Genomic DNA, 18,978 nt, shown 5'->3' with positions numbered 1-18,978 from the left:
GCGGCGCCGGCGGATCAGGGCGACCATTCCCGAACGCCGGGACCAGATCGCCGGCCGCGCCCGTCGCGCAAGCCGCGGCGGGCGGCCGCCGGCCTTCGACAAGACCGCCTACAAAGGGCGGAACGTCGTTGAGCGCTGCTTCGCCAGGCTGAAGCAATTCCGGGCCGTGGCCACCAGGTTCGACAAGCTGGCCAAGCGCTACCGGGCTGGCGTCGTCCTCGCTTCGCTGATCCTGTGGCTGCGAGCCGAGGAGCAATAGCCCCCACCAAGATCAATTACGAGACACGGCCTAGGGTCCGCAGACCCCGAACCACTCCTCGGCGAGGGCGTCCAGCGTCCTCGCCGAGGGCTCCAACTCCCGTAGGTACCACGGCAGGTCGCTGTACACGTGGAGGAGGGTGTACGCCATCAGCAGCTGCGGTTCGAAGGCGCGGCCGTAGGCGGTCAGCAGGTGCCCGAGCAGCTGCGGGTCGGCGCGGGTGGTGAACAGGCCGACGGCCACCAGGTCGTAGGCCGGGTCGCCGATCATGGCGGGTTCGAAGTCGATCAGACCGGTCAGGCGCCACCCGCCGGCCGGGTCGGTGATCAGGTGCTCGCGCATGAACTCGGTGTGCAGCAGGGAGCCCTGTCCGGTGCGGGGGAGCGGCGCGGCGGCGAGGAAGTCGGGGATCTGCTCCAGCCAGTCCTCGGACAGTCCGCGCCCGCGCTGGCGGACGATGGCCTGCGCCCGCTGCCGGGCGAGGAAGGCCGGCCAGTCTCCGGGGCCGAGGACGTCGGCGAGCGGTGCGGCGTCGAGGGCGTGCAGCGCGGCGAGCGCCCGGCCGCAGTCGCGGGCGATCCGCTCGCGGTCGGTGCGGGGGATGCGCGGCCAGGCGGGGGCGAGGCCTTCGCCGTGCAGCCGCGACATCAGCACGTAGCGCCAGCCGTTGACGTCCTCGCCGGCGGCCCGCACCTCCGGCGTCGGGATCGGCAGGGCGCCCGCCAGGTGGGCGAGCACCCGGGCTTCGGTGGTGGCGTCGTCGGCGCCGGTCGCCGGGAAGAGCTTGAGCACGTGGTCGTCACCCACCGCGTACACCGGGACGGAGCCCTCCGCGAAGCGCTCCAGGGGCAGCCCGCCGAAGCCGAGGCGCGCGCACAGGGCCTCGGCGCCGGGGCGCAGCACCGACTCGTCGGGGACCACCGCGTCCCCCTGCTCGTCCGTCTCCACCGCAGGCAGCACGGTGGCAGGCTAAGCGGTGGACGGCCCGGCGGCAAAGGCGTTTCAGCCGCCGTCGAGTTCGGCGGCCGGGTCGTGGCTGCGCAGGTAGTGGGCGCCGGGGCCGACGCGGGCGAGCCGGTCGGCGGGGTTGTGGAGGCCGCAGCGGGTCAGCGAGAGGCAGCCGCAGCCGATGCAGCCGGTGAGCCTGGCCTTGAGCCGTTCGAGCTCGGCGATCTGCTCGTCGATCCGGTCCTGCCAGGCGGTGGCGACCCGGTCCCATTCGGAGCCGCTGGGGGCGGGGCGTTCGGGCAGGTCGTCCAGGGCGTCGCGGGCCTCGTCCAGGGAGAGGCCGACCCGCTGGGCGGCGCGCACGAAGGCGATCCGGCGCAGCGTGCTGCGGGCGTAGCGGCGCTGGCCGCCGCTGGTGCGGGTGGCCTGGATCAGGCCGAGGCTCTCGTAGTAGCGCAGCGCGGAGTGGGCGAGGCCGCTGCGGGCGGACAGCTGGCCGATGGTGAGGAGGTCTCCCGAGCGCGGGCCGGCGGCGCGGGCGTCGTCGGATGTCGCCGTCATGGGGACCGAGTGTAGCCGCTTGACTTCAAGTTCGCTTGAAGTTGCACGATCGCTGGCATGACGACGAACACGAGCACGGAAGCCGCCGGCCGGGCCCGCTTCGAGGACCTCCAGGCCCTGATGGCGCTGATGACCGGTGACGAGAAGCACGACGTGGCCGCGACCTCCACGCTGGACGCGCTCTGGGTGCTGTACGACCGGGTGCTGAGGGTCACCCCGGAGACCGCCGAGGCGCAGGACCGCGACCGCTTCCTCCTCTCCAAGGGCCACGGCCCGATGGCGTACTACGCGGTGCTGACGGCCAAGGGCTTCCTCGACCCCGCCCTGCTGCCCGGCTTCGGCGGCTACGACTCGCCGCTGGGCTACCACCCGGACCGCATGCTGCTGCCCGGCGTGGAGATCTCCTCCGGCTCGCTCGGCCACGGCCTGCCGCTGGCCGTCGGCACCGCGCTCGGACTGCGGGCGCAGGGGCTGACCGACCCGGCGGTGTGGGTGCTGGTCGGTGACGCGGAGTTCGACGAGGGCTCCAACCACGAGGCGGTCGCCTTCGCCGGGGCGTACGGGCTCGACCGGCTGCACACGGTGGTGATCGACAACTCCTCGGCCACCCACGGCTGGCAGGGCGGCATCGCCCAGCGCTTCGCGGCCGCGGGCTGGTCCACCGCGACGGTGGACGGCCGCGACCACGAGGCCCTGTACCGCGCCTTCACCGCCGAGCACCCGGGCCGCCCGCACGTGGTGATCGCCCGGGTGGAGCCCAAGAACTCCTGAGCGCACCCGCACCACTCCTCCCGGGACAAGACCCCGAAACCGAAAGGCAGTTACCGATGGACACCATGCGCGAGCGCTTCGTCGCCGTCATTACCCGCCTGCTGGACGAGGACCCCCGGCTGGCCGTCGTCCTCGCCGACATCACCGCCGCCGCCTTCGAGCCGGCCCGGGACCGCCACCCAGACCGGGTGGTCAACGTCGGCATCCGCGAGCAGCTGCTGATCGGCGCGGCCGGCGGCCTGGCGCTCAGCGGGATGCGCCCGATCGCCCACACCTTCGCCAGCTTCCTGGTGGAACGGCCCTTCGAGCAGCTCAAGTTGAGCCTGGTGCACCAGGGTGTCGGTGCCGTCCTGGTCAGCGCCGGCGGCTCCTACGACAATCCGGCGGCCGGCCGCACCCACATGTCCCCGGGCGACGTCGCCCTGCTCGACACCCTGCCGGACTGGACGGTGCACGTCCCCGGCCATCCGGACGAGGCCGAGCAACTGCTGAAGCACGCCGTCGCGGACGGCGACCGCAACGTCTACGTCCGGCTCTCCGACCACCGGAACGCCGAGCCGACGGCGGTCGAGCCGGGCCGCTTCACCACCGTGCGGACCGGCTCGCACGGCGTGGTGCTGGCCGTCGGCCCGATGCTGGACGCGGTGCTGGCCGCGACCGAGGGTCTGGACGCCACCGTGCTCTACGCGGCGACGGTGCGCCCCTTCGACGCCGCCGGGCTGCGCGCCGCGGTGGGCGAGCGGGCGGACGTGGTGCTGGTGGAGCCGTACCTGGCCGGTACGTCGGCGAACGAGGTGCACGCGGCGCTGGCCGACCGCCCGCACCGGGTGCTGGCCCTGGGCGTGCCGCGCGAGGAGCACCGGCACTACGGCTCGATGGCGGAGCACCTGACCGCCTACGGCCTGGACGCTCCCGCGCTGCGGGAGCGGATCGGCACCTTCCTCTGGTAGGCCGGGTGGGCCCGGTGGGCCTGGAGGACCGCCCGGCAAGCCCGGAAGACCTGCGACGGGCCGGCCGGGCGCGGACCGGTCAGACCAGTACGATCGCCACCGCGTCCGGTGCCAGCCGCAGCGCCGTGCCCTCCAGCGCCGCCGCCCCGAAGGCGGCCACCACCTCCCGGCCGGCGGCCTCCAGCGGCAGCGCGGCCTCGGCCGGCCCGAGGTTGACCGCCACCCGGTACGGCCCCCGGTGCACGACCAGCCAGCCCGCCTCCTCCTCGAACGCGACCCGCACCGCGCCCAGGATCGGGTCCGACAGCTCCGGCCGCTCGCGCCGCAACCGGATCAAGGTGCGGTACCAGGCGAGGAGTTCGGCATGCGGCTCGCGCTGCGGCTCCGTCCAGTCGAGCACCGAGCGCAGCACGGTGGCCGGCTCCTGGGGGTCCGGGACGGCCTCGGCGGCCCAGCCGTGTTCGGCGAACTCCCGCCGCCGGCCCTGCCGTACGGCCTCCGCCAGCTCCGGGTCGGTGTGGTCGGTGAAGTACTGCCAGGGGGTGGCGGCGCCCCACTCCTCGCCCATGAACAGCATCGGGGTGAAGGGCGAGGTGAGCACCAGCGCGGCGCCGCAGGCGAGCCGGCCGGCGGACAGCGTGGCGGAGACGCGGTCCCCGAGGGCCCGGTTGCCGATCTGGTCGTGGGTCTGCAGGTAGCCGAGCAGCCGGTGGCCCCCGTCCGGGGGGAACGGCCGGCCGTGGTGGCGGCCCCGGAAGGAGGACCAGGTGCCGTCGTGGAAGAACCCGCGGGTCAGCGTCCTGGCGACGGCGGCGAGCGGCTCGCGCGCGAAGTCCCCGTAGTAGCCCTGGGATTCGCCGGTGAGTGCGCAGTGCAGGGCGTGGTGGAAGTCGTCGCTCCACTGCGCGGTGAGGCCGTGGCCGCCGGCCTCGCGGGCGGCGGTGGTGCGCGGGGTGTTGATGTCGGACTCGGCGACCAGGAACAGCGGCCGGTTGACGGCCACCGCCAGTTTGTCGACCTCGCAGGAGAGTTCCTCCAGGAAGTGCACCGCCCGGTCGTCCGCGAGGGCGTGCACCGCGTCCAGCCGCAGGCCGTCGATCCGGTAGTCGCGCAGCCAGGTCAGCGCGCTGTCGATCAGGTAGCGGCGCACCTCGTCCGAACCCGGGGCGTCCAGGTTCACCGCCGAGCCCCACGGGGTGTGGTGCCGGTCGGTGAAGTACGGCCCGAAGGCGGGCAGGTGGTTGCCGGAGGGGCCCAGGTGGTTGTGCACCACGTCCAGCACCACGCCGAGGCCCTTGCGGTGCGCGGCGTCCACGAAGCGCTTGAGCCCCTCGGGGCCGCCGTACGGCTCGTGGACGGCCCACAGCGAGACGCCGTCGTAGCCCCAGCCGTGCCGGCCGGGGAACGGGCAGACCGGCATCAGTTCGACGAAGTCCACGCCCAGCTCGACCAGGTGGTCCAGGTGTTCCGCGGCGGCGTCGAAGGTGCCGCGGGCCGTGAAGGTGCCGATGTGCAGCTCGTAGAGCACCGAGCCGGGCAGCGGGCGGCCGCGCCAGCCGGACTGCGACCAGCGGAAGGCGGCGTGGTCCACCGCCCGGCTCGGGCCGTCCGGGCCGTACGGCTGCCGGGGCGAGCGCGGATCGGGCAGCGGCGGGCCGCCGTCGAGGCGGAAGGCGTAGTCGCCCCCCGGCGCCTCGCCGGACCACCAGCCGTCCCGGTCGGCGCAGCGCTCCAAGGGGTGCTCCGTGCCCTGGACCTCCACCGTGACGCGGGAGTCCGCGTACGGCGCCCACACCTCGTAGCGCGGCATCGCTCAGCCCCTCCTCGTCAGCAGCGCCACCGGCTGGGTCGCGAACAGCTCCGCCACCGGCACCGGCCCGGCGGGGTGGTCGCGCAGCGTCAGCTCGTCCGTCCAGGGCCCGCCGGCCGGCAGCTCCAGGACGGTGTCGCGCCAGCCGCCCGCCCGCTCCAGCCCGTACGGCAGCCGGGTGACGGCGGTGACCACGTCCTCGCCGCGGGCGAAGGCCAGCAGGTGGTCGCCGGCCGGGCCGACGGCGGACAGCGGGCGGTGGGCGCCGAGCGGGCGGGTGCGGCGCAGGTGCAGCGCGGTGGTGGTCAGGTGGAGCTTCTCCCGGGCGAGGTCGCCGGGGCGCGCCGCGGCCGAGTCGGTGAGCCGCACGGCGAGCGCGCCGAGGTCCACCACCCCGCGGTTGTCCGGGTCGACCAGGGTGTACAGCGGCTCCTCGCTGCCCTGGTAGAGGTCGGGCACCCCGGGAACGGTCAGGTGCAGCAGGGCCGCGGCCAGGGTGTTGGCACGGGCGTACGGGGCGAGCGCGTGCACCAGGCCCTCGATCCGGGGGAGCAGCACCGGGTTGGTGTGGACGGCGCGGGCCCGCTCCTCCAGGGCCCGTTCGTAGCGCTGGTCGGGGGCGGTCCAGGAGGTGTGCAGCTTGGCCTCGCGGGCGGCCTTGAGCAGGGCGGCGACCAGCCGGTCCGGGTCGATCGGCCAGGCGGCGAGCAGCGTGTGCCAGAGCAGCCAGTCGGCGTCGCGGTCGAAGCCGGGCCCGGCCGCGGTGGACCACGCGGCGGCCTCGGCGGCCCAGGCCTCGGGCCGCTCGGCGAGGACGGCGAGCCGGGCCCGGGCGTCGGCGCTGCGCTTGGTGTCGTGGGTGGAGAGCACCGTCATGCTGTGCGGCCAGCTGCGTTCCAGGTACCGGCACCAGTCGTGGAACTCGGCCGGGGACACCCCGGGCCGGGCGGGCTCGCCGCCGACCTCGTTCAGGCCGGGCAGCGCGTTCCACCGGTAGAAGGCGGTGTCCTCGACGCCCTTGGCGGCCACGGCGGCGGCGGTCTGCGCGAAGCGCGCGCAGAACTCGTCCTTGTCGGGGCTGCGTCCCAGCTCGCCGAGCGCCAGTGCGGCCACCAGGCGCTCGGTCGGGTCGTCGGCGCCGGCCGACTGGAGCGGGTCGTCGAAGACGGGCTCCCCGGGCACCGGGTAGGGCCGGTACGCCGGGTAGTCGGTGAGCAGCCGCTGCACGGCCGCCCGCAGCTGCCAGGGCGCGTGGTCGGCGTGCGCGGCTTCGGCGGTGCCGATCCGCACCGCGATCCGTACCAGCCGCTCGACCTCGGCGGCCAGCTCGCCGCCGGGCCCGGTCATCTCGGCCCGTCCGCGGTGGGCGGCGGCGATCGCCGGGTGCGGGTCCTGGCAGAGGTCGCGGACCGGCCCGCCGTGCAGGAAGGACTCGTACGCCCCGGCCAGCCGGCAGGCGCCCGCGTGGTCGATCAGCACGCCGTCGATCCGGCGCAGCGCGTCGTAGCCGGTGGTGCCGGCCACCGGCCAGTCCTCGGGCAGCCGCTCCTCGCCGGTGAGGATCTTCTCGACCACCGTGTACGCGCCGCCGGTGGTCCCCGTCGCGTCGCCGGTGCCCCCCGTCACGCCACTGGTGGTCCCCGTCGCGCCGCCGGTGCCCGCCGTCGCCCCGCCGGTGGCGGCTGCGAGGCGGCGCAGGTAGCCGCGCGGGTCGGCGAGCCCGTCCGGGTGGTCGATCCGGAAGCCGTCGAGGACGCCGTCGGCGTACAGGCGCAGCAGCACGGCATGGGTGGCGGCGAAGACCTCCGGTTCCTCGACCCGGACGGCGATCAGGTCGTTGACGGTGAAGAAGCGCCGGTAGTTGAGCTCGGTGCGGGCCAGCTGCCACCAGGCGAGCCGGTACCACTGGCGGGCCAGCAGCTCGGGCAGCGGCAGCGTGGCGGTGCCGGCCCGCAGCGGCAGTTCGTGGGTGTGGTAGCGGAGCACCTCGCCGTCCACGGTCAGCTGGTCCAGGACGGCCCCGAGCCGGTCGCCCAGCAGCGGCAGCAGCACCCGCCCGCGCTCCGGGGCGTCGACGGGGCCGGGCTGGGCGGTCCAGTCGATGTCGAACCAGCGCGCGTACGGCGAGTCGGGGCCGTCGCGCAGCACCTGCCAGAGCGGCTCGTTGAGCCGCTCGGGCACGGGCACGGCCATGTGGTTGGGTACCACGTCGGCGATCAGCCCCAGTCCGTGCCGGTGCGCCTCGGCGGCCAGGGCGCGCAGCGCCGCCTCGCCGCCGAGCTGTTCGCTGATCCGGGTGTGGTCGACGGTGTCGTAGCCGTGGGTGGAGCCGGGGGTGGCCTCCAGGAGCGGGGACAGGTGCAGGTGGGAGACGCCGAGGGCGGCGAGGTAGGGGACGGCGGCGGTGGCGTCGTGCAGGGTGAAGCCGGGCTGGAGCTGGAGCCGGTAGGAGGAGGTCGGGACGGTGGCGGCCGGGCGGGGCTGCGGGGGCTCGGCGGCGGAGGTCATAGGTCCATAGGTACCCGGCCGGGGCCGCCGCCAAGACCCGGTGCTCGCCCGAACAGGTGAGCGGCCCCCGGGGGTGCGGGGGGCCGCGCCGGCTCCCGACGGGGCTGCGCCGGTCACGCGGGCCGCTGCAGCACCATCAGGGAGCGGTCGGTGAGCCAGAGGGTGTCCCCGGCCTTGACCTTCGTCCCGGTGCCCGGGGCGGGCAGCCGGGGCTGGGCGGTGTCGACCACGACCTGCCACTCCTGCCCGTGGCCGACCGGCACGGTGAACTCCAGCGGCTCGAAGTGGGCGTTGAACATCAGCAGGAAGGAGTCGTCGATGATCCGCCCGCCGCGCCGGTCCGGTTCGGAGATGGCGTGGCCGTTCAGGAAGACGGTCAGCGACTTGGCGTAGCTGGCGCCCCAGTTGCGCTTGGTCATCTCCTCGCCGGCGGGGGTGAACCAGGCGATGTCGGTGAGGTCGTCGTAGCCGCCGGAGGCGGACACCGGACGCCCGTGGAAGAAGCGCCGCCGCCGGAACACCGGGTGGTCGCGGCGCAGCCAGATCATCCCCTGGGTGAACTCGAGCAGCCGGGCCTGCGGTCCGTCCTCCTCGGGCCAGTGCACCCAGGTGAGCTCGTTGTCCTGGCAGTAGGCGTTGTTGTTGCCCAGCTGGGTGCGGCCGAGTTCGTCGCCGTGCGAGAGCATCGGTACGCCCTGGGAGAGCATCAGGGTGGCGATGAAGTTGCGCTGCTGGCGGGCGCGCAGCTCCTCGACGGCCGGATCGGTGGTCGGGCCCTCGACGCCGCAGTTCCAGGAGCGGTTGAAGGACTCGCCGTCCCGGTTGTCCTCGCCGTTGGCCTCGTTGTGCTTCTCGTTGTAGGAGACGAGGTCGCGCAGGGTGAAGCCGTCGTGGCAGGTCACGAAGTTGATCGAGGCGATCGGGCGGCGGCCGTCGTCCTGGTAGAGGTCGGAGGAGCCGGTGAGCCGGGAGCCGAACTCGGCGAGGGTGGCGTTCTCGCCGCGCCACAGGTCGCGCACGGTGTCCCGGTACATGCCGTTCCACTCCGTCCACAGCGGCGGAAAGTTGCCGACCTGGTAGCCGCCCTCGCCGAGGTCCCAGGGCTCGGCGATCAGTTTGGCCTGGGAGACCACCGGGTCCTGCTGGACGAGGTCGAAGAAGGAGGACAGCCGGTCGACCTCGTGGAACTGCCGGGCGAGGGTGGCGGCGAGGTCGAAGCGGAAGCCGTCCACGTGCATCTCGGTGACCCAGTAGCGCAGCGAGTCCATGATCAGCTGGAGCACGTGGGGGCTGCGCATCAGCAGGCTGTTGCCGGTGCCGGTGGTGTCCTCGTAGAAGCGCTGGTCCTGGGCGAGGCGGTAGTAGGAGACGTTGTCCAGGCCGCGCAGCGAGAGCGTCGGGCCGAGGTGGTTGCCCTCGGCGGTGTGGTTGTAGACGACGTCGAGGATGACCTCGATCCCGGCCGCGTGCAGCGCCTTGACCATGGACTTGAACTCCTGCACCTGCTGGCCGCGGTCGCCGGTGGAGGAGTAGGAGGAGTGCGGGGCGAAGAAGCCGATCGTGTTGTAGCCCCAGTAGTTGGCCAGGCCCAGGTCGCGCAGCCGGTGGTCGCGGACGAACTGGTGCACCGGCATCAGCTCGATCGCGGTGACGCCGAGCTTGGCCAGGTGCTCGATCACCGCCGGGTGGGCCAGGCCCGCGTAGGTGCCGCGGATCTCCTCGGGGATGCCGGGGTGGAGCTGGGTGAGGCCCTTCACGTGGGCCTCGTAGATGACGGTGCGGTGGTAGTCGGTGCGCGGGGGGTGGTCGGTGCCCCAGTCGAAGTACGGGTTGATCACCACGGAGTGCATGGTGTGCGGGGCGGAGTCGAGGTCGTTGCGGCGCTCGGGGGCGCCGAAGTGGTAGCCGTAGACCGACTCGTCCCAGTCGATGTGCCCGCTCATCGCCTTGGCGTACGGGTCCAGCAGCAGTTTGGCGCTGTTGTGCCGCTGGCCCAGGCCCGGGTTGTACGGGCCGTGCACGCGGAAGCCGTAGCGCTGGCCGGGCTGGATGCCGGGGAGGTAGGCGTGGCGGACGAAGGCGTCCGTCTCGCGCAGTTCGATGGCGGTCTCCGAGCCGTCCTCGTCGATCAGGCACAGCTCGATCCGGTCGGCGCTCTCCGAGAACACCGCGAAGTTGGTGCCGACCCCGTCGTAGGTGGCGCCGAGGGGGTAGGGCTTACCGGGCCAGACCTGCATGAGTCCTCAACTTCCTTGCTGCCGACTGTAACTGACATCTAGTCCGACAATCCGCCCGGACCCGGACGCTCTTTTCCCGGCCGGGCGGCCGGGCATGTGCGACGTTCGCGCGCCGTGACGTACGGCACAGCCCGCATACTCCCCGAGCCCTTCCCCGGTGGCCGGGAGATAGCGCCGGGGTTAGCCCGAACGGGTGTCCAGGGGCAAATCTTGTGAAGAGCTGCCGGTGCTCTGTGAAACGTGCGCCCGGTGGTGCCGGCGGGGCCCCTCGGTCATCCGGCTGCGGGCGGCTCGCGGTGGGCAGTACCCTTGATCGTCCGGCCGCCCCGGCCGCCCCGACGGGTTCACGACGGCCCGTCAACGGCCCCCGCGCCCGCGGGGGTCGGCTGCAGCAACCAGATGAGGTGGCGCATGGTGTTCCCCGCCGGCGGCCGTGGCCCCGGGCCCGACGGTCCCGACCGGGGCGGTACCCGCAGCGAGGCGCCCACCGTCGTCATGCGCCCCACCCTGACCGGCCGCGCCCTGGTGCCCGCCCAGGGCGGCCCGGCCGAGGTGCCCGCCCTCGCCTGGTCCGCCGGCGAATGGGAGGACGCCTACCAGCGGGTCCGGCTGTCCGGGCGCGCCTACGTCTGGCTCAACCTGGTCGAGCAGCGGCTGCGCTCCCTGGTCGACGAGGTGCTGCACCCCATCTACGCCCCCGCGCACGGCGAGGACTGGGTCACCGCCGCCGCCGGACCGGCCGGCGAGGAGTGGGCCCACCGGGCCGGCGCCGTACGCGAGGTCAGCCGGCGCAAGGGCTACCTCCTCGACCCGGCCGACGACGACCCGCTGGTCTTCCTCACCCTGCCCCAGCTGCGCGAGCTGATGGTCCAGCACTGGCCCTGCTTCGAGCCCTACCTCGCCGACCGGCGCGAGATCGAACTCGCCCTGGACGAGCTGGAGGTGGCCCGGCACGTGGTCTCCCGCAACCGGGTGCTCACCCAGACCGTGCTGGCCCAGACCGAGCGCGCCGCCGCCCGGCTGCTCGCCGTCCTGGACGGCGGCGCGGGCGGGGTGCCCGCCGACGTGGTGGAGTCCCTGGTCGCCGGGCGCTACGCGGACGTGGTCGCGGTGCACGCCGACCGGGTCCGGCTGCAGCGCGACCTGCCGGTGGAGGACCTGCTGGACGGAGCCCGCCGCCTGGACGCGCTCGGCATCGGCCTCGGCATGCTCTGCCAGAACTACACCGGCAAACGCCTGGTGCGCCTGGCCGGCGAGGGCTGCCGGGTGCGGCTGCTGTTCCTCAACCCGGCGAGCAGCGCGGTGCGCCGCCGCGAGCGCGAACTCGGCCTCTCGCGCGGTGAGTTGTCCCGCTCGATCGAGATGAACATCATGCACGTGCGCCGCGTCCGGGCCCGGCTGCGGGACCAGGGCGGCTTCGAGATCCGCGTCTTCGACGAGACCCCGCGCTTCACCGCCTACCTGGTCGAGGGCCCCCGGCCCACCGGCCAGGTCGGCGGTCGCCGGCAGAGCCGCGACCTCGGCGTCGTCCAGCCCTACCTGCGCCGCTCCCGCGGCATGGAGTCCCCCGCGCTGATCCTGCGCGGCGGCGCCGGCCAGCAGCCGGGCGGCACCGAACCCGGACTGCTGGAGGTCTACCGCGAGGAGTTCGAGGGGGTCTGGGCGGACTCCCGGCCCGTCTCCTGAGGACCTCCCCGGTCGCGTCCTCGGGAACCCGTTGCGCACGCCCCGGTGACCCTCCTGCTCACGCCCGGGGAAAGCTCCTGCTCACGCCCGGGGAAAGCTCCTGCTCACGTCCGGGGAAAGCTCCTGCTCACGTCCTGAGAAACCGTCTGGCCACCGCCCTGCCGCCGGTGCAACACTGCCGCCCGTGAACAGCCTCCCCGCCTGGACCCTGGTACCCGCCGGCCCCGAGGACCTGGAAGCCGTCGTCGAACTCAAGGCCCTGGTCATGCGCGCCGACCTGGAACGCCTCGGCCGATGGTGCCCGGAGCGCTCGCGGGAGCGGGTGCGGAAGTCCTTCTCCACCCGCCACACCTCCCTCCTGCTGGTCGAGGGCGCCTTCGCGGGCTGCGTCACCGTCCGCCCCGACGACCGGGGCGGGCGCCACCTGGAACTCTTCTACCTGGCCCCGCACCTCCAGGGCCGCGGCCTCGGCGGTGCCGTGCTGCGCCACCTGCTCGCCGAGGCCGACGCCGCCCGGGAGCCGGTGCACCTGGTCGTCCTGCGGGGCAGCGCCGCCCGGCGGCTGTACGAGCGGCACGGCTTCGCCGTCGTCCACGAGGACCCGGTCGACGTCACCATGCTGCGGGAGCCGGCACCGACCGCGGCACCGCCACCCTCGCCCCGGGCGGTGTCGAGCCGCTCGGCTCCGTCCCCCGGGCGTTCCACACGCTCCGCGCGCCCACCCCGGAGCGGGACGCCGGCCCCCTGCGGCGCCTGACCGGTCGCCACCCGGGTAGCGCCGCGGTGGCACCCCGCGCGTCGGCTCGGCGCCGGCCCCGGCGGTGGTGCGGCGTCGACTTGGACGGACGGCTGCCGGGACCACCCGATCCGGACGCTCCCGGCTGCGCGCCGGTCCGGCCTCCTGCGGCGCCTGCCGGTCGCCACCCGGCAGCGCTTGCGACGGCACCTCGCGCGCCGGTCCGGTCCCGGCGGTGGTGCGGCGCGGGCTCGGGCGGGCGGCTGCCGAGAGCACTCGATCCGGGCGCTCCCGGCTGCGCGCTGGTGGCCGAACGGGCCGTCGCCGCCGCCCCGGGGCCAGCCGTCCGGGAGGCTGCCGCGCCCCGGGCCGGTCGCCCTGCGGGCCGGGCTGTCGGTGGGCCGGGTGATGATAGGGGCTGTTTCGAGCGGTTGGACGGAAGGACACCTGATGAGCTGGTGGCAGCAGCCACTGGTCGGCTTCGACCTGGAGACCACGGGCACCGACCCGGCCGTGGACCGCATCGTCACGGCCGCGCTCGTGGACACGGTCGGCGCCGCGCGGGTGGAGGCCGCCAACTGGCTGCTCGACCCCGGGGTGCCGATCCCCGCCGAGGCGGAGGCGATCCACGGGATCGGGGACGAGCTCGCACGGGGCAAGGGGCGGCCGGCCAAGGAGGCGGTGGAGGAGATAGCCGCGGCGCTCTGCGCGCGGATCGCGGCCGGGCGGCCGGTCGTGGCGTTCAACGCGCCGTTCGACCTGTCGCTGCTCGACGCGGAGCTGCGCCGGTACGGGCTGGCGACGCTCGCGGAGCGCCTCGGCGGGCCGGTCGGGCCGGTGCTGGACGCGCTGGTGATCGACCGGGCGGTGGACAAGTACCGCAAGGGCTCCCGCACCCTGCAACGGGTGTGCGAGGTGTACGGGGTCGAACTGACGGACGCCCACGAGGCGGACAGCGACGCGCTCGCCGCCGTCCGGGTCGCGGTCGCGCTGGCCGGGCGCTACCCGGCCGAGGTGGGGGAGGTCGCGCCGGCCGAGCTGCACCGGCGGCAGGTCGGCTGGTACCGGGAGTGGGCCGAGGGGCTGGAGGCCTGGCTGCGCCGCGGCAAGGACCCGCTGGCCGTGGTCGACCCGCGCTGGCCGTGCCGGCCGACGGACCTGCCTGCGGACCAGCCGACCGGCCCCGGGGACGTGGCCGGGTGACGCCCCGCCCGATCCGCCCGGCCCGCCCCGACGACCTGCCCGGCTTCCTGGCACTCGCCGCCGAGGTGGAGCACTGGTTCGGCCCGATGGTGGCCGAGCCCGGCTTCCACCGGGCCGTGCGCCGCAGCACCGACCGGGGCCTGGCCACCGTCGCCGAGGACGGTCAGGGCCTGCTCGGCGGGCTGCTGTTCGGCAGCACGGAAGCGACGCCCCCGCTGCACCACCTGCACTGGCTGGTGGTCGCCGAACGCGCCCGCGGCACCGGCTGCGGCCGCGCCCTCGTCGAGGACGCGCTGCGCCGTCAGTCCGCCCCCCGGCCGTCCTCGAGGTGGTGACCTTCGGCCCGGACCACCCCGGCGCGGTGGCCGGCGGTGCCCGGGTGTTCTACGAACGGCTGGGCTTCACCCCGGCCGAGGCCGCCGAGCCGGGGCCGGAGGGCGGCTCCCGCCAGGTCTACCGGCGGCACTTGGGCTGACCCCGGCGGGGCGCCTCGTCAGGAGGCCGGGAAGTCGAAGGTGTACCCCTGGGCGACCAGCCACGGCAGCAGCTGCTTGAGTGCGGCCACCGTCTGGCTGCGGTCGCCGCCGCCGTCGTGCATCAGGATCACGCCGCCGGGCTTGAGCTGGCTCTGCACCGTGGAGACGATCGCCGGCACGCCCGGGCGGGACCAGTCGCGCGGGTCGACCGACCAGCCGAGCGAGGACATCCCGAGGCCCGCGGTGATCTGCTCGTTGTCCGCGTTGAAGCCGCCGCCGGGGGCGCGGAACCAGTCGACCCGGGTGCCCGGCCCGCCGGCCTTGACGATCATGTCCCGGGCCGCGGTGATCTCGTACGCGGCCTTGTCGTGGGGCAGCTTCGCGAAGGGCTGCGGGTGGTGGACGCTGTGGTCGCAGAGCCGGTGCCCCTCGGCGACGATCCGCTTGACCAGTGCCGGGTTGGCGGCGGCGTTCTGGCCGATCTCGCAGAAGGTGGCCTTGACGTGGTACTGGGCCAGCAGGTCGAGTATCTGCCCGGTGGCCGGGCCGGGGCCGTCGTCGAAGCTGAGCGCGACGGTGCGGCCGCCGGAGGCGGTGGAGCCGATCACCTTCCCGGCCGGCGCGTGGGTGGCGGGGGCGCCGTCGGAGGAGGGCTGGTCCGGAGTCGTCCGCGCCGCCGGAGCGGCGGGGACGGCCGGAGCGGCCGACGTGGCCGGCGCGGTCGAGGTGGTCGCCGGGGCCGTGGGCCTCGGCGTCTGCGGCGTCCTCGGCTTCGGGGTGACGGGCGGCGCCGCCGGGCCCGAGCCGTCCACGGCGTCCGTGCCGGGGCCGGGCGTGATGGTGGCCGCCCCGGGGGAGCCGGTCGACCCGCTGCCGGCCGGCTGCCCGGGCGCGCCGCTGGAGGGCGGGGCGGCGGCGTTCGTCGACTGCAGGGCCCCGCTGGCGGTGCCGCACGCGGACAGACCCAGGACGGCGGCCACCGCGACGCAGCCCGCGATCAACCTGCGGCGGTCACGGGCCGGTCGGGTCGGGTGGGTCGTTCGACGGGGGGCGGTCGTGGGCATGGCGGCGGCTCCTGAGGTACGAGAAAGGGTGCCGATCCCTCGGTCAGGATGACTGTCGGACAGGACGCCGAGCGTACGTGCCGCGGTTGCGCGCCGGACCGATCCCGCTTAAGAGCCTTCTCACACCCGCCCGGCTTGGCGCTCGTCCCTCGGAGCGGGTATCGCCGGCCGCCTCAGAACGGGTACCACCGCACGTCGGTGGCCCCCTCGCGCAGCGAGACGACCCGGCGCCGGAACTCCGCGAGCGCGGCCGGACTGCTCGCCGCCTGCTGGGCGACCCAGGAGGCGCTGGCGGTCTCCCGCGCCCCGCGCAGCACGGCGAAGCCCGGCCAGTCGCGCACGTCCCAGCCGTACGCCGCGGTGAACGCCCGGTACTCCCCGTCCGGCACGCCGTACCGGTCGTGGCTGAGCGCGAGGACCACCAGGTCGTGCTCGCGCAGGTCGTGGGAGACGTTCTCCAGGTCGAGCAGCACCGGCCCGTCCGGGCCGACGTGGACGTTGCGCGGCAGCGCGTCGCCGTGGATCACCCCGGGGTGCAGCCGCGGTGCGAGGTCGGACAGGGCGGCCTCGAAGGCGTCCCGGCGGCGGCGCAGGAATTCGACGTCCGCGGGGTCGACGTGGCCTTCGGCGGAGGCCAGCCAGCGCTCCACCGGCGCCAGCAGGTCGCGCCGTCCGAGCGGGAAGGGCGGCAGCGGCAGCCGGTGCAGCGCGCGCAGCAGCGGGGCGAGGTCGGCCGTCCGGGCCGGCCGCACGGCGGGGGCGAGCCGGTGCCAGAAGGTGACCGGGTGCCCGTGGGCGCGCTGCGGCTCGGGTTCGGTGCCCCGGTACGGGCGGACCACCGGCACGCCCTGCCCGGCCAGCCAGTGGGCGACGGTCAGCTCGCGGTGCGCCCGGTCGTACAGCTCGGGGCCGCGGCCGACCTTGGCGACCACGGCGGGTTCGCCCAGGTCGAAGACGGCGTTCTCGCCGAGCGCGAGCAGCCGGGCGTCGCCCGGGGCGGGCAGTCCGGCGGACTCGCAGGCCTGGGCGAGCAGCAGCCGGGCGCGGGGCTCGTCGAAGGGGATCATGGCTGGGCTCCGTTCCGCCGGCGTTCTCCCGGACGGTGATCATCATGACGCACCGGGACGGGCCGGCGGCGGCGGTCCCGGTGGCGGGTGGGGTTTTCCCTACCCCCCGACCCTGACGTACTCCTCCTCAGAGGTAGGGGACGCACTCCACCCTGAGGGGGAGAAGTCTCCACCCGGAGCACGAGGTCAACGGGCGTTCGGCCGGGAGACACTGGGTCGGGGCCGGTTCGGGTCGGCCCGCACGGGGGTTGTAATACGGGGGGCTCCTTGCCGGGCGGCAAGTAGGTGCTCGTAGGATGACGCCCAGTCCCACTTACCTGCCGACCGGCAAGGAGCGCCCGTGCGCCCCCTGCCGGTCCTGCCGTCGCCCAGCGTCCCGTCCCCAAGGGCTGCGGTGAACCATGCCCAGGAGGCATCGAGCATGTTCCACCGACTAGGACACTTCGTCGTCCGCCGCGCCTGGTGGGTGATCGCCGCGTGGGTCGTCGCGATGATCGCCATCGTCGCGACGGCGCCCAAGGTCACCTCCCAGACGGACGAGTCCGCCTTCCTCCCCAAGCACTACGAGTCCATCCAGGCGGCGCAGCTCCAGGAGCAGGCGTTCCCGTCGAGCTTCACCCCGGCCGCGCTGCTGCTCTTCGAGCGCACCGACGGCCAGGCGCTCACCGACGGCGACCAGGCCTCGATGGACAAGGTCGTCGACGGGCTCACCGCGGCGCACATCCCCGCCGTCGAGAAGATCCTCCCGGTCGACCCCAAGACCTCGAAGTCCAAGGACGGCAAGTACGCGCTGTCCATGGTCGCCATCGACAAGAGCAAGATGCAGAGCCCGGAGTACACCGACGCGGCCAAGAAGCTGCGCAGTGAGGGCGCCAAGCTCGCCGACGGAAGCGGCCTGAAGTTCCAGGTCGGCGGCCAGGCCGCCAGCGGCCTCGACCAGCAGGAAGCCTCCGGCGCCACCGACGCCATCGTCATGTTCGGCAGCCTGCTGCTCGTCATCCTGATCGTCGGCATCATCTTCCGCAGCATCCTGGCCGGCATCCTGCCGGTCGTCCTCGCCCTGGCCGTCGCGATGCCGGTGGCCAACGGGCTGATCGCCGACGCGATCAAGATGTTCGACCTCAAGTCCTCCCCGATGACCTCGGCGATCCTGATCATCGTGGTCCTCGGCGTGGGCACCGACTACTTCCTCTTCCTCGCCTTCCGCTACCGCGAGCGGCTGCGCCTGGGCGAGGACCGCAAGACGGCCGTGGCCAACGGCGTCGGCCGGGTCGGCGAGGCGATCGCCTCCGCCGCCGGTGCCGTCGCCGTCGCCTTCGCCGTGCTCGTGCTGTCCAGCCTCGGCATGTTCACCGCGCTCGGCCCGGCGCTGGCCATCGCCGTGATCGCGACCGCCCTGGTCTCGCTGACCCTGGCCCCCGCCGTGCTCGCGGTCATCCCGTCCAAGGCCGTCTTCTGGCCCGGCAAGAAGTGGATGCAGGAGCCGAAGAACGCGCGCTTCGCCGCGCTCGGCCGGATGACCGGCAAGAAGCCCGGCCTGGTCGCCCTGGTCTCCGGCGGCATCCTCGTGGTGCTGGCCCTGGCCGGCGTCAACTACAACGGCACCTACGACCTGGCGGGCAGCTCGATGCCCAAGGGCAAGGAGTCGATGGTCGTCCAGGACAAGCTGATGACGGCGTTCTCGGCCGGCGCCGCCGACCCGAGCCACGTCTACCTGACCAGCACCGACGGCGCCAAGCTCGACGACGCCGCGATCAAGAGGTTCGGCGAGCAGCTCCAGGGCGTCCCCGGGGTGGCCTCGGTCGTCCCGCCGTCCGCCCAGGGCAGGACGATCAGCGCCGACGGTGCCACCGGTGACTTCACCGTGCTGCTCAAGGACGCTCCGGCCTCCAACAAGGCCATCGACACCATCGAGAAGGTGCGCGACACCGCCCACGCGGCGGCCCCGTCGAACACCAAGTCCCTGGTCGGCGGCATCACGTCGGTGTACAAGGACATCAACACCGCGATGGTGCACGACTACACCCTGGTCTTCCCGATCGCGGCCGTGCTCATCATGATCATCCTCGGTCTGCAGCTGCGCAGCGTGGTCGCGCCCTGGTACCTGATGGCCTCCGTCGGCCTCGGCTTCGGTGCCACGCTCGGCGCCACCACCCTGCTGTTCCAGAACGTCAAGGGCGAGCAGGGCCTGATGTTCATGCTGCCGATCTTCATCTACCTGTTCGTGGTGGCGATCGGCACGGACTACAACATCCTGATCATCGCCCGCCTCCGCGAGGAGGCCCGCGAGGGCCGCAGCCCGCGCGAGGCGGCCCGCGAGGCCGTCAAGCACGGCGGCCCGACCGTCGCGGCGGCCGGCTTCATCCTGGCGGCGTCGTTCGCGACCTTCATGCTCGCGGGCAACGTGCTCTTCATGGAGCTCGGCTTCTCGCTCGCCTTCGGCATCGTGCTGGCGGCGTTCGTGATGGCGATGTTCTTCACCCCGTCCATCACCGCGCTGCTCGGCCACCGCGCCTGGTGGCCCGGCCACGGCGACAGCAAGGGCTCCGGCCACGGCGGGGGCGCGGCCCCGGTGGCCGGCGCCCACGGGATGCCGGAGCCGGCCGGCCGGCGCTGACCCGTCGGCGCCGACCCGGACGGCTTCCACCCGGCCGTCGTGCGCCCAGGCGGCGCCCCGCTCCGGCGGGGCGCCGCTCCCCGCG

General features: G+C 74.2%; 13 protein-coding genes and 2 pseudogenes. 8 read left to right on the top strand and 7 right to left on the bottom strand.

All coding sequences use genetic code 11. The features are described from left to right. Nucleotides 1–259: pseudogene (locus ABT247_RS21335) on the top strand (IS5/IS1182 family transposase); the annotation flags it as partial. A gap of 30 nt (nucleotides 260–289) precedes the next feature. On the opposite strand, the gene ABT247_RS21330 reads toward ABT247_RS21335, so the two are convergent. Further along, nucleotides 290–1,219 carry a phosphotransferase family protein gene (locus tag ABT247_RS21330; RefSeq protein ID WP_350744442.1) on the bottom strand — a complete coding sequence of 310 codons (930 nt, stop codon included), beginning with the start codon at nucleotides 1,217–1,219 and terminating at the stop codon, nucleotides 290–292. A 42-nt stretch (nucleotides 1,220–1,261) separates the two neighbouring features. Further along, nucleotides 1,262–1,768: a redox-sensitive transcriptional activator SoxR gene (gene soxR / locus ABT247_RS21325; RefSeq protein ID WP_350744440.1), complete on the bottom strand. Its 507-nt coding sequence runs from the start codon at nucleotides 1,766–1,768 to the stop codon at nucleotides 1,262–1,264. Nucleotides 1,769–1,825: 57 nt separating this feature from the next. Here soxR and ABT247_RS21320 point away from each other — a divergent pair, with 57 nt between their 5' ends. Together ABT247_RS21320 and ABT247_RS21315 are read left to right on the top strand one after the other, a co-directional pair. Next, on the top strand, nucleotides 1,826–2,539 hold the full coding sequence (locus tag ABT247_RS21320; protein WP_350744438.1) for a thiamine pyrophosphate-binding protein: 714 nt from the start codon (nucleotides 1,826–1,828) through the stop codon (nucleotides 2,537–2,539). 56 nt (nucleotides 2,540–2,595) lie between these two features. Further along, nucleotides 2,596–3,489 (top strand): transketolase family protein, encoded by an 894-nt coding sequence (locus tag ABT247_RS21315; protein ID WP_350744436.1) that lies wholly within the window; start codon nucleotides 2,596–2,598, stop codon nucleotides 3,487–3,489. Between the two features lie 79 nt (nucleotides 3,490–3,568). On the opposite strand, the gene treZ is transcribed toward ABT247_RS21315, so the two are convergent. From treZ to glgX, 3 genes are all read right to left on the bottom strand, one after another. Further along, nucleotides 3,569–5,299 (bottom strand): malto-oligosyltrehalose trehalohydrolase, encoded by a 1,731-nt coding sequence (treZ, locus tag ABT247_RS21310; RefSeq protein WP_350744434.1) that lies wholly within the window; start codon nucleotides 5,297–5,299, stop codon nucleotides 3,569–3,571. Nucleotides 5,300–5,302: 3 nt separating this feature from the next. Further along, a complete protein-coding gene (gene treY / locus ABT247_RS21305; RefSeq protein ID WP_350744432.1) occupies nucleotides 5,303–7,807 on the bottom strand; it encodes a malto-oligosyltrehalose synthase in 2,505 nt (834 codons plus the stop codon). A 113-nt stretch (nucleotides 7,808–7,920) separates the two neighbouring features. After that, complete coding sequence (glgX, locus tag ABT247_RS21300) at nucleotides 7,921–10,044, bottom strand: glycogen debranching protein GlgX (RefSeq protein WP_350744430.1); 2,124 nt, start codon at nucleotides 10,042–10,044, stop codon at nucleotides 7,921–7,923. 411 nt (nucleotides 10,045–10,455) lie between these two features. Between glgX and ABT247_RS21295 the strand changes: the two genes are divergently transcribed. From ABT247_RS21295 to ABT247_RS21280, 4 genes and pseudogenes are all read left to right on the top strand, one after another. Beyond that, nucleotides 10,456–11,730, top strand: coding sequence for a DUF5919 domain-containing protein (locus tag ABT247_RS21295; protein WP_350744428.1), 1,275 nt, complete (start codon nucleotides 10,456–10,458; stop codon nucleotides 11,728–11,730). Between the two features lie 184 nt (nucleotides 11,731–11,914). Next, nucleotides 11,915–12,487 carry a GNAT family N-acetyltransferase gene (locus ABT247_RS21290; RefSeq protein WP_350744426.1) on the top strand — a complete coding sequence of 191 codons (573 nt, stop codon included), beginning with the start codon at nucleotides 11,915–11,917 and terminating at the stop codon, nucleotides 12,485–12,487. A gap of 429 nt (nucleotides 12,488–12,916) precedes the next feature. Continuing rightward, nucleotides 12,917–13,669 carry an exonuclease domain-containing protein gene (locus ABT247_RS21285; RefSeq protein ID WP_350744424.1) on the top strand — a complete coding sequence of 251 codons (753 nt, stop codon included), beginning with the start codon at nucleotides 12,917–12,919 and terminating at the stop codon, nucleotides 13,667–13,669. Continuing rightward, nucleotides 13,666–14,144: pseudogene (locus ABT247_RS21280) on the top strand (GNAT family N-acetyltransferase). The gene ABT247_RS21285 and the pseudogene ABT247_RS21280 overlap by 4 nt, the downstream one beginning before the upstream one ends. An 18-nt stretch (nucleotides 14,145–14,162) precedes the next feature. Here the strand turns inward: ABT247_RS21280 and ABT247_RS21275 are convergent. Continuing rightward, a complete protein-coding gene (locus tag ABT247_RS21275; protein WP_350744422.1) occupies nucleotides 14,163–15,209 on the bottom strand; it encodes a polysaccharide deacetylase family protein in 1,047 nt (348 codons plus the stop codon). Between the two features lie 173 nt (nucleotides 15,210–15,382). After that, nucleotides 15,383–16,276, bottom strand: coding sequence for a phosphotransferase enzyme family protein (locus tag ABT247_RS21270; RefSeq protein WP_350744420.1), 894 nt, complete (start codon nucleotides 16,274–16,276; stop codon nucleotides 15,383–15,385). Between the two features lie 421 nt (nucleotides 16,277–16,697). Here ABT247_RS21270 and ABT247_RS21265 point away from each other — a divergent pair, with 421 nt between their 5' ends. After that, a complete protein-coding gene (locus ABT247_RS21265; RefSeq protein WP_350744418.1) occupies nucleotides 16,698–18,893 on the top strand; it encodes an MMPL family transporter in 2,196 nt (731 codons plus the stop codon). The last annotated feature ends 85 nt before the right edge of the window (nucleotides 18,894–18,978 follow it).

This window comes from Kitasatospora sp. NPDC001539, assembly GCF_040298565.1.
GTDB lineage: Bacteria > Actinomycetota > Actinomycetes > Streptomycetales > Streptomycetaceae > Kitasatospora.
The sequence above is the reverse complement of the archived record's forward strand: the minus strand, read 5'-3'. Positions and strand labels throughout refer to the sequence as shown.

What these genes read in the sequence shown, in the direction of transcription:
- soxR (WP_350744440.1), bottom strand. Translation starts at nt 1,768, where the DNA reads ATGACGGCGACATCCGACGACGCCCGCGCCGCCGGCCCGCGCTCGGGA.
- ABT247_RS21320 (WP_350744438.1), top strand. Translation starts at nt 1,826, where the DNA reads ATGACGACGAACACGAGCACGGAAGCCGCCGGCCGGGCCCGCTTCGAG.
- ABT247_RS21315 (WP_350744436.1), top strand. Translation starts at nt 2,596, where the DNA reads ATGGACACCATGCGCGAGCGCTTCGTCGCCGTCATTACCCGCCTGCTG.
- treZ (WP_350744434.1), bottom strand. Translation starts at nt 5,299, where the DNA reads ATGCCGCGCTACGAGGTGTGGGCGCCGTACGCGGACTCCCGCGTCACG.
- treY (WP_350744432.1), bottom strand. Translation starts at nt 7,807, where the DNA reads ATGACCTCCGCCGCCGAGCCCCCGCAGCCCCGCCCGGCCGCCACCGTC.
- glgX (WP_350744430.1), bottom strand. Translation starts at nt 10,044, where the DNA reads ATGCAGGTCTGGCCCGGTAAGCCCTACCCCCTCGGCGCCACCTACGAC.
- ABT247_RS21295 (WP_350744428.1), top strand. Translation starts at nt 10,456, where the DNA reads ATGGTGTTCCCCGCCGGCGGCCGTGGCCCCGGGCCCGACGGTCCCGAC.
- ABT247_RS21285 (WP_350744424.1), top strand. Translation starts at nt 12,917, where the DNA reads ATGAGCTGGTGGCAGCAGCCACTGGTCGGCTTCGACCTGGAGACCACG.
- ABT247_RS21275 (WP_350744422.1), bottom strand. Translation starts at nt 15,209, where the DNA reads ATGCCCACGACCGCCCCCCGTCGAACGACCCACCCGACCCGACCGGCC.
- ABT247_RS21270 (WP_350744420.1), bottom strand. Translation starts at nt 16,276, where the DNA reads ATGATCCCCTTCGACGAGCCCCGCGCCCGGCTGCTGCTCGCCCAGGCC.
- ABT247_RS21265 (WP_350744418.1), top strand. Translation starts at nt 16,698, where the DNA reads ATGTTCCACCGACTAGGACACTTCGTCGTCCGCCGCGCCTGGTGGGTG.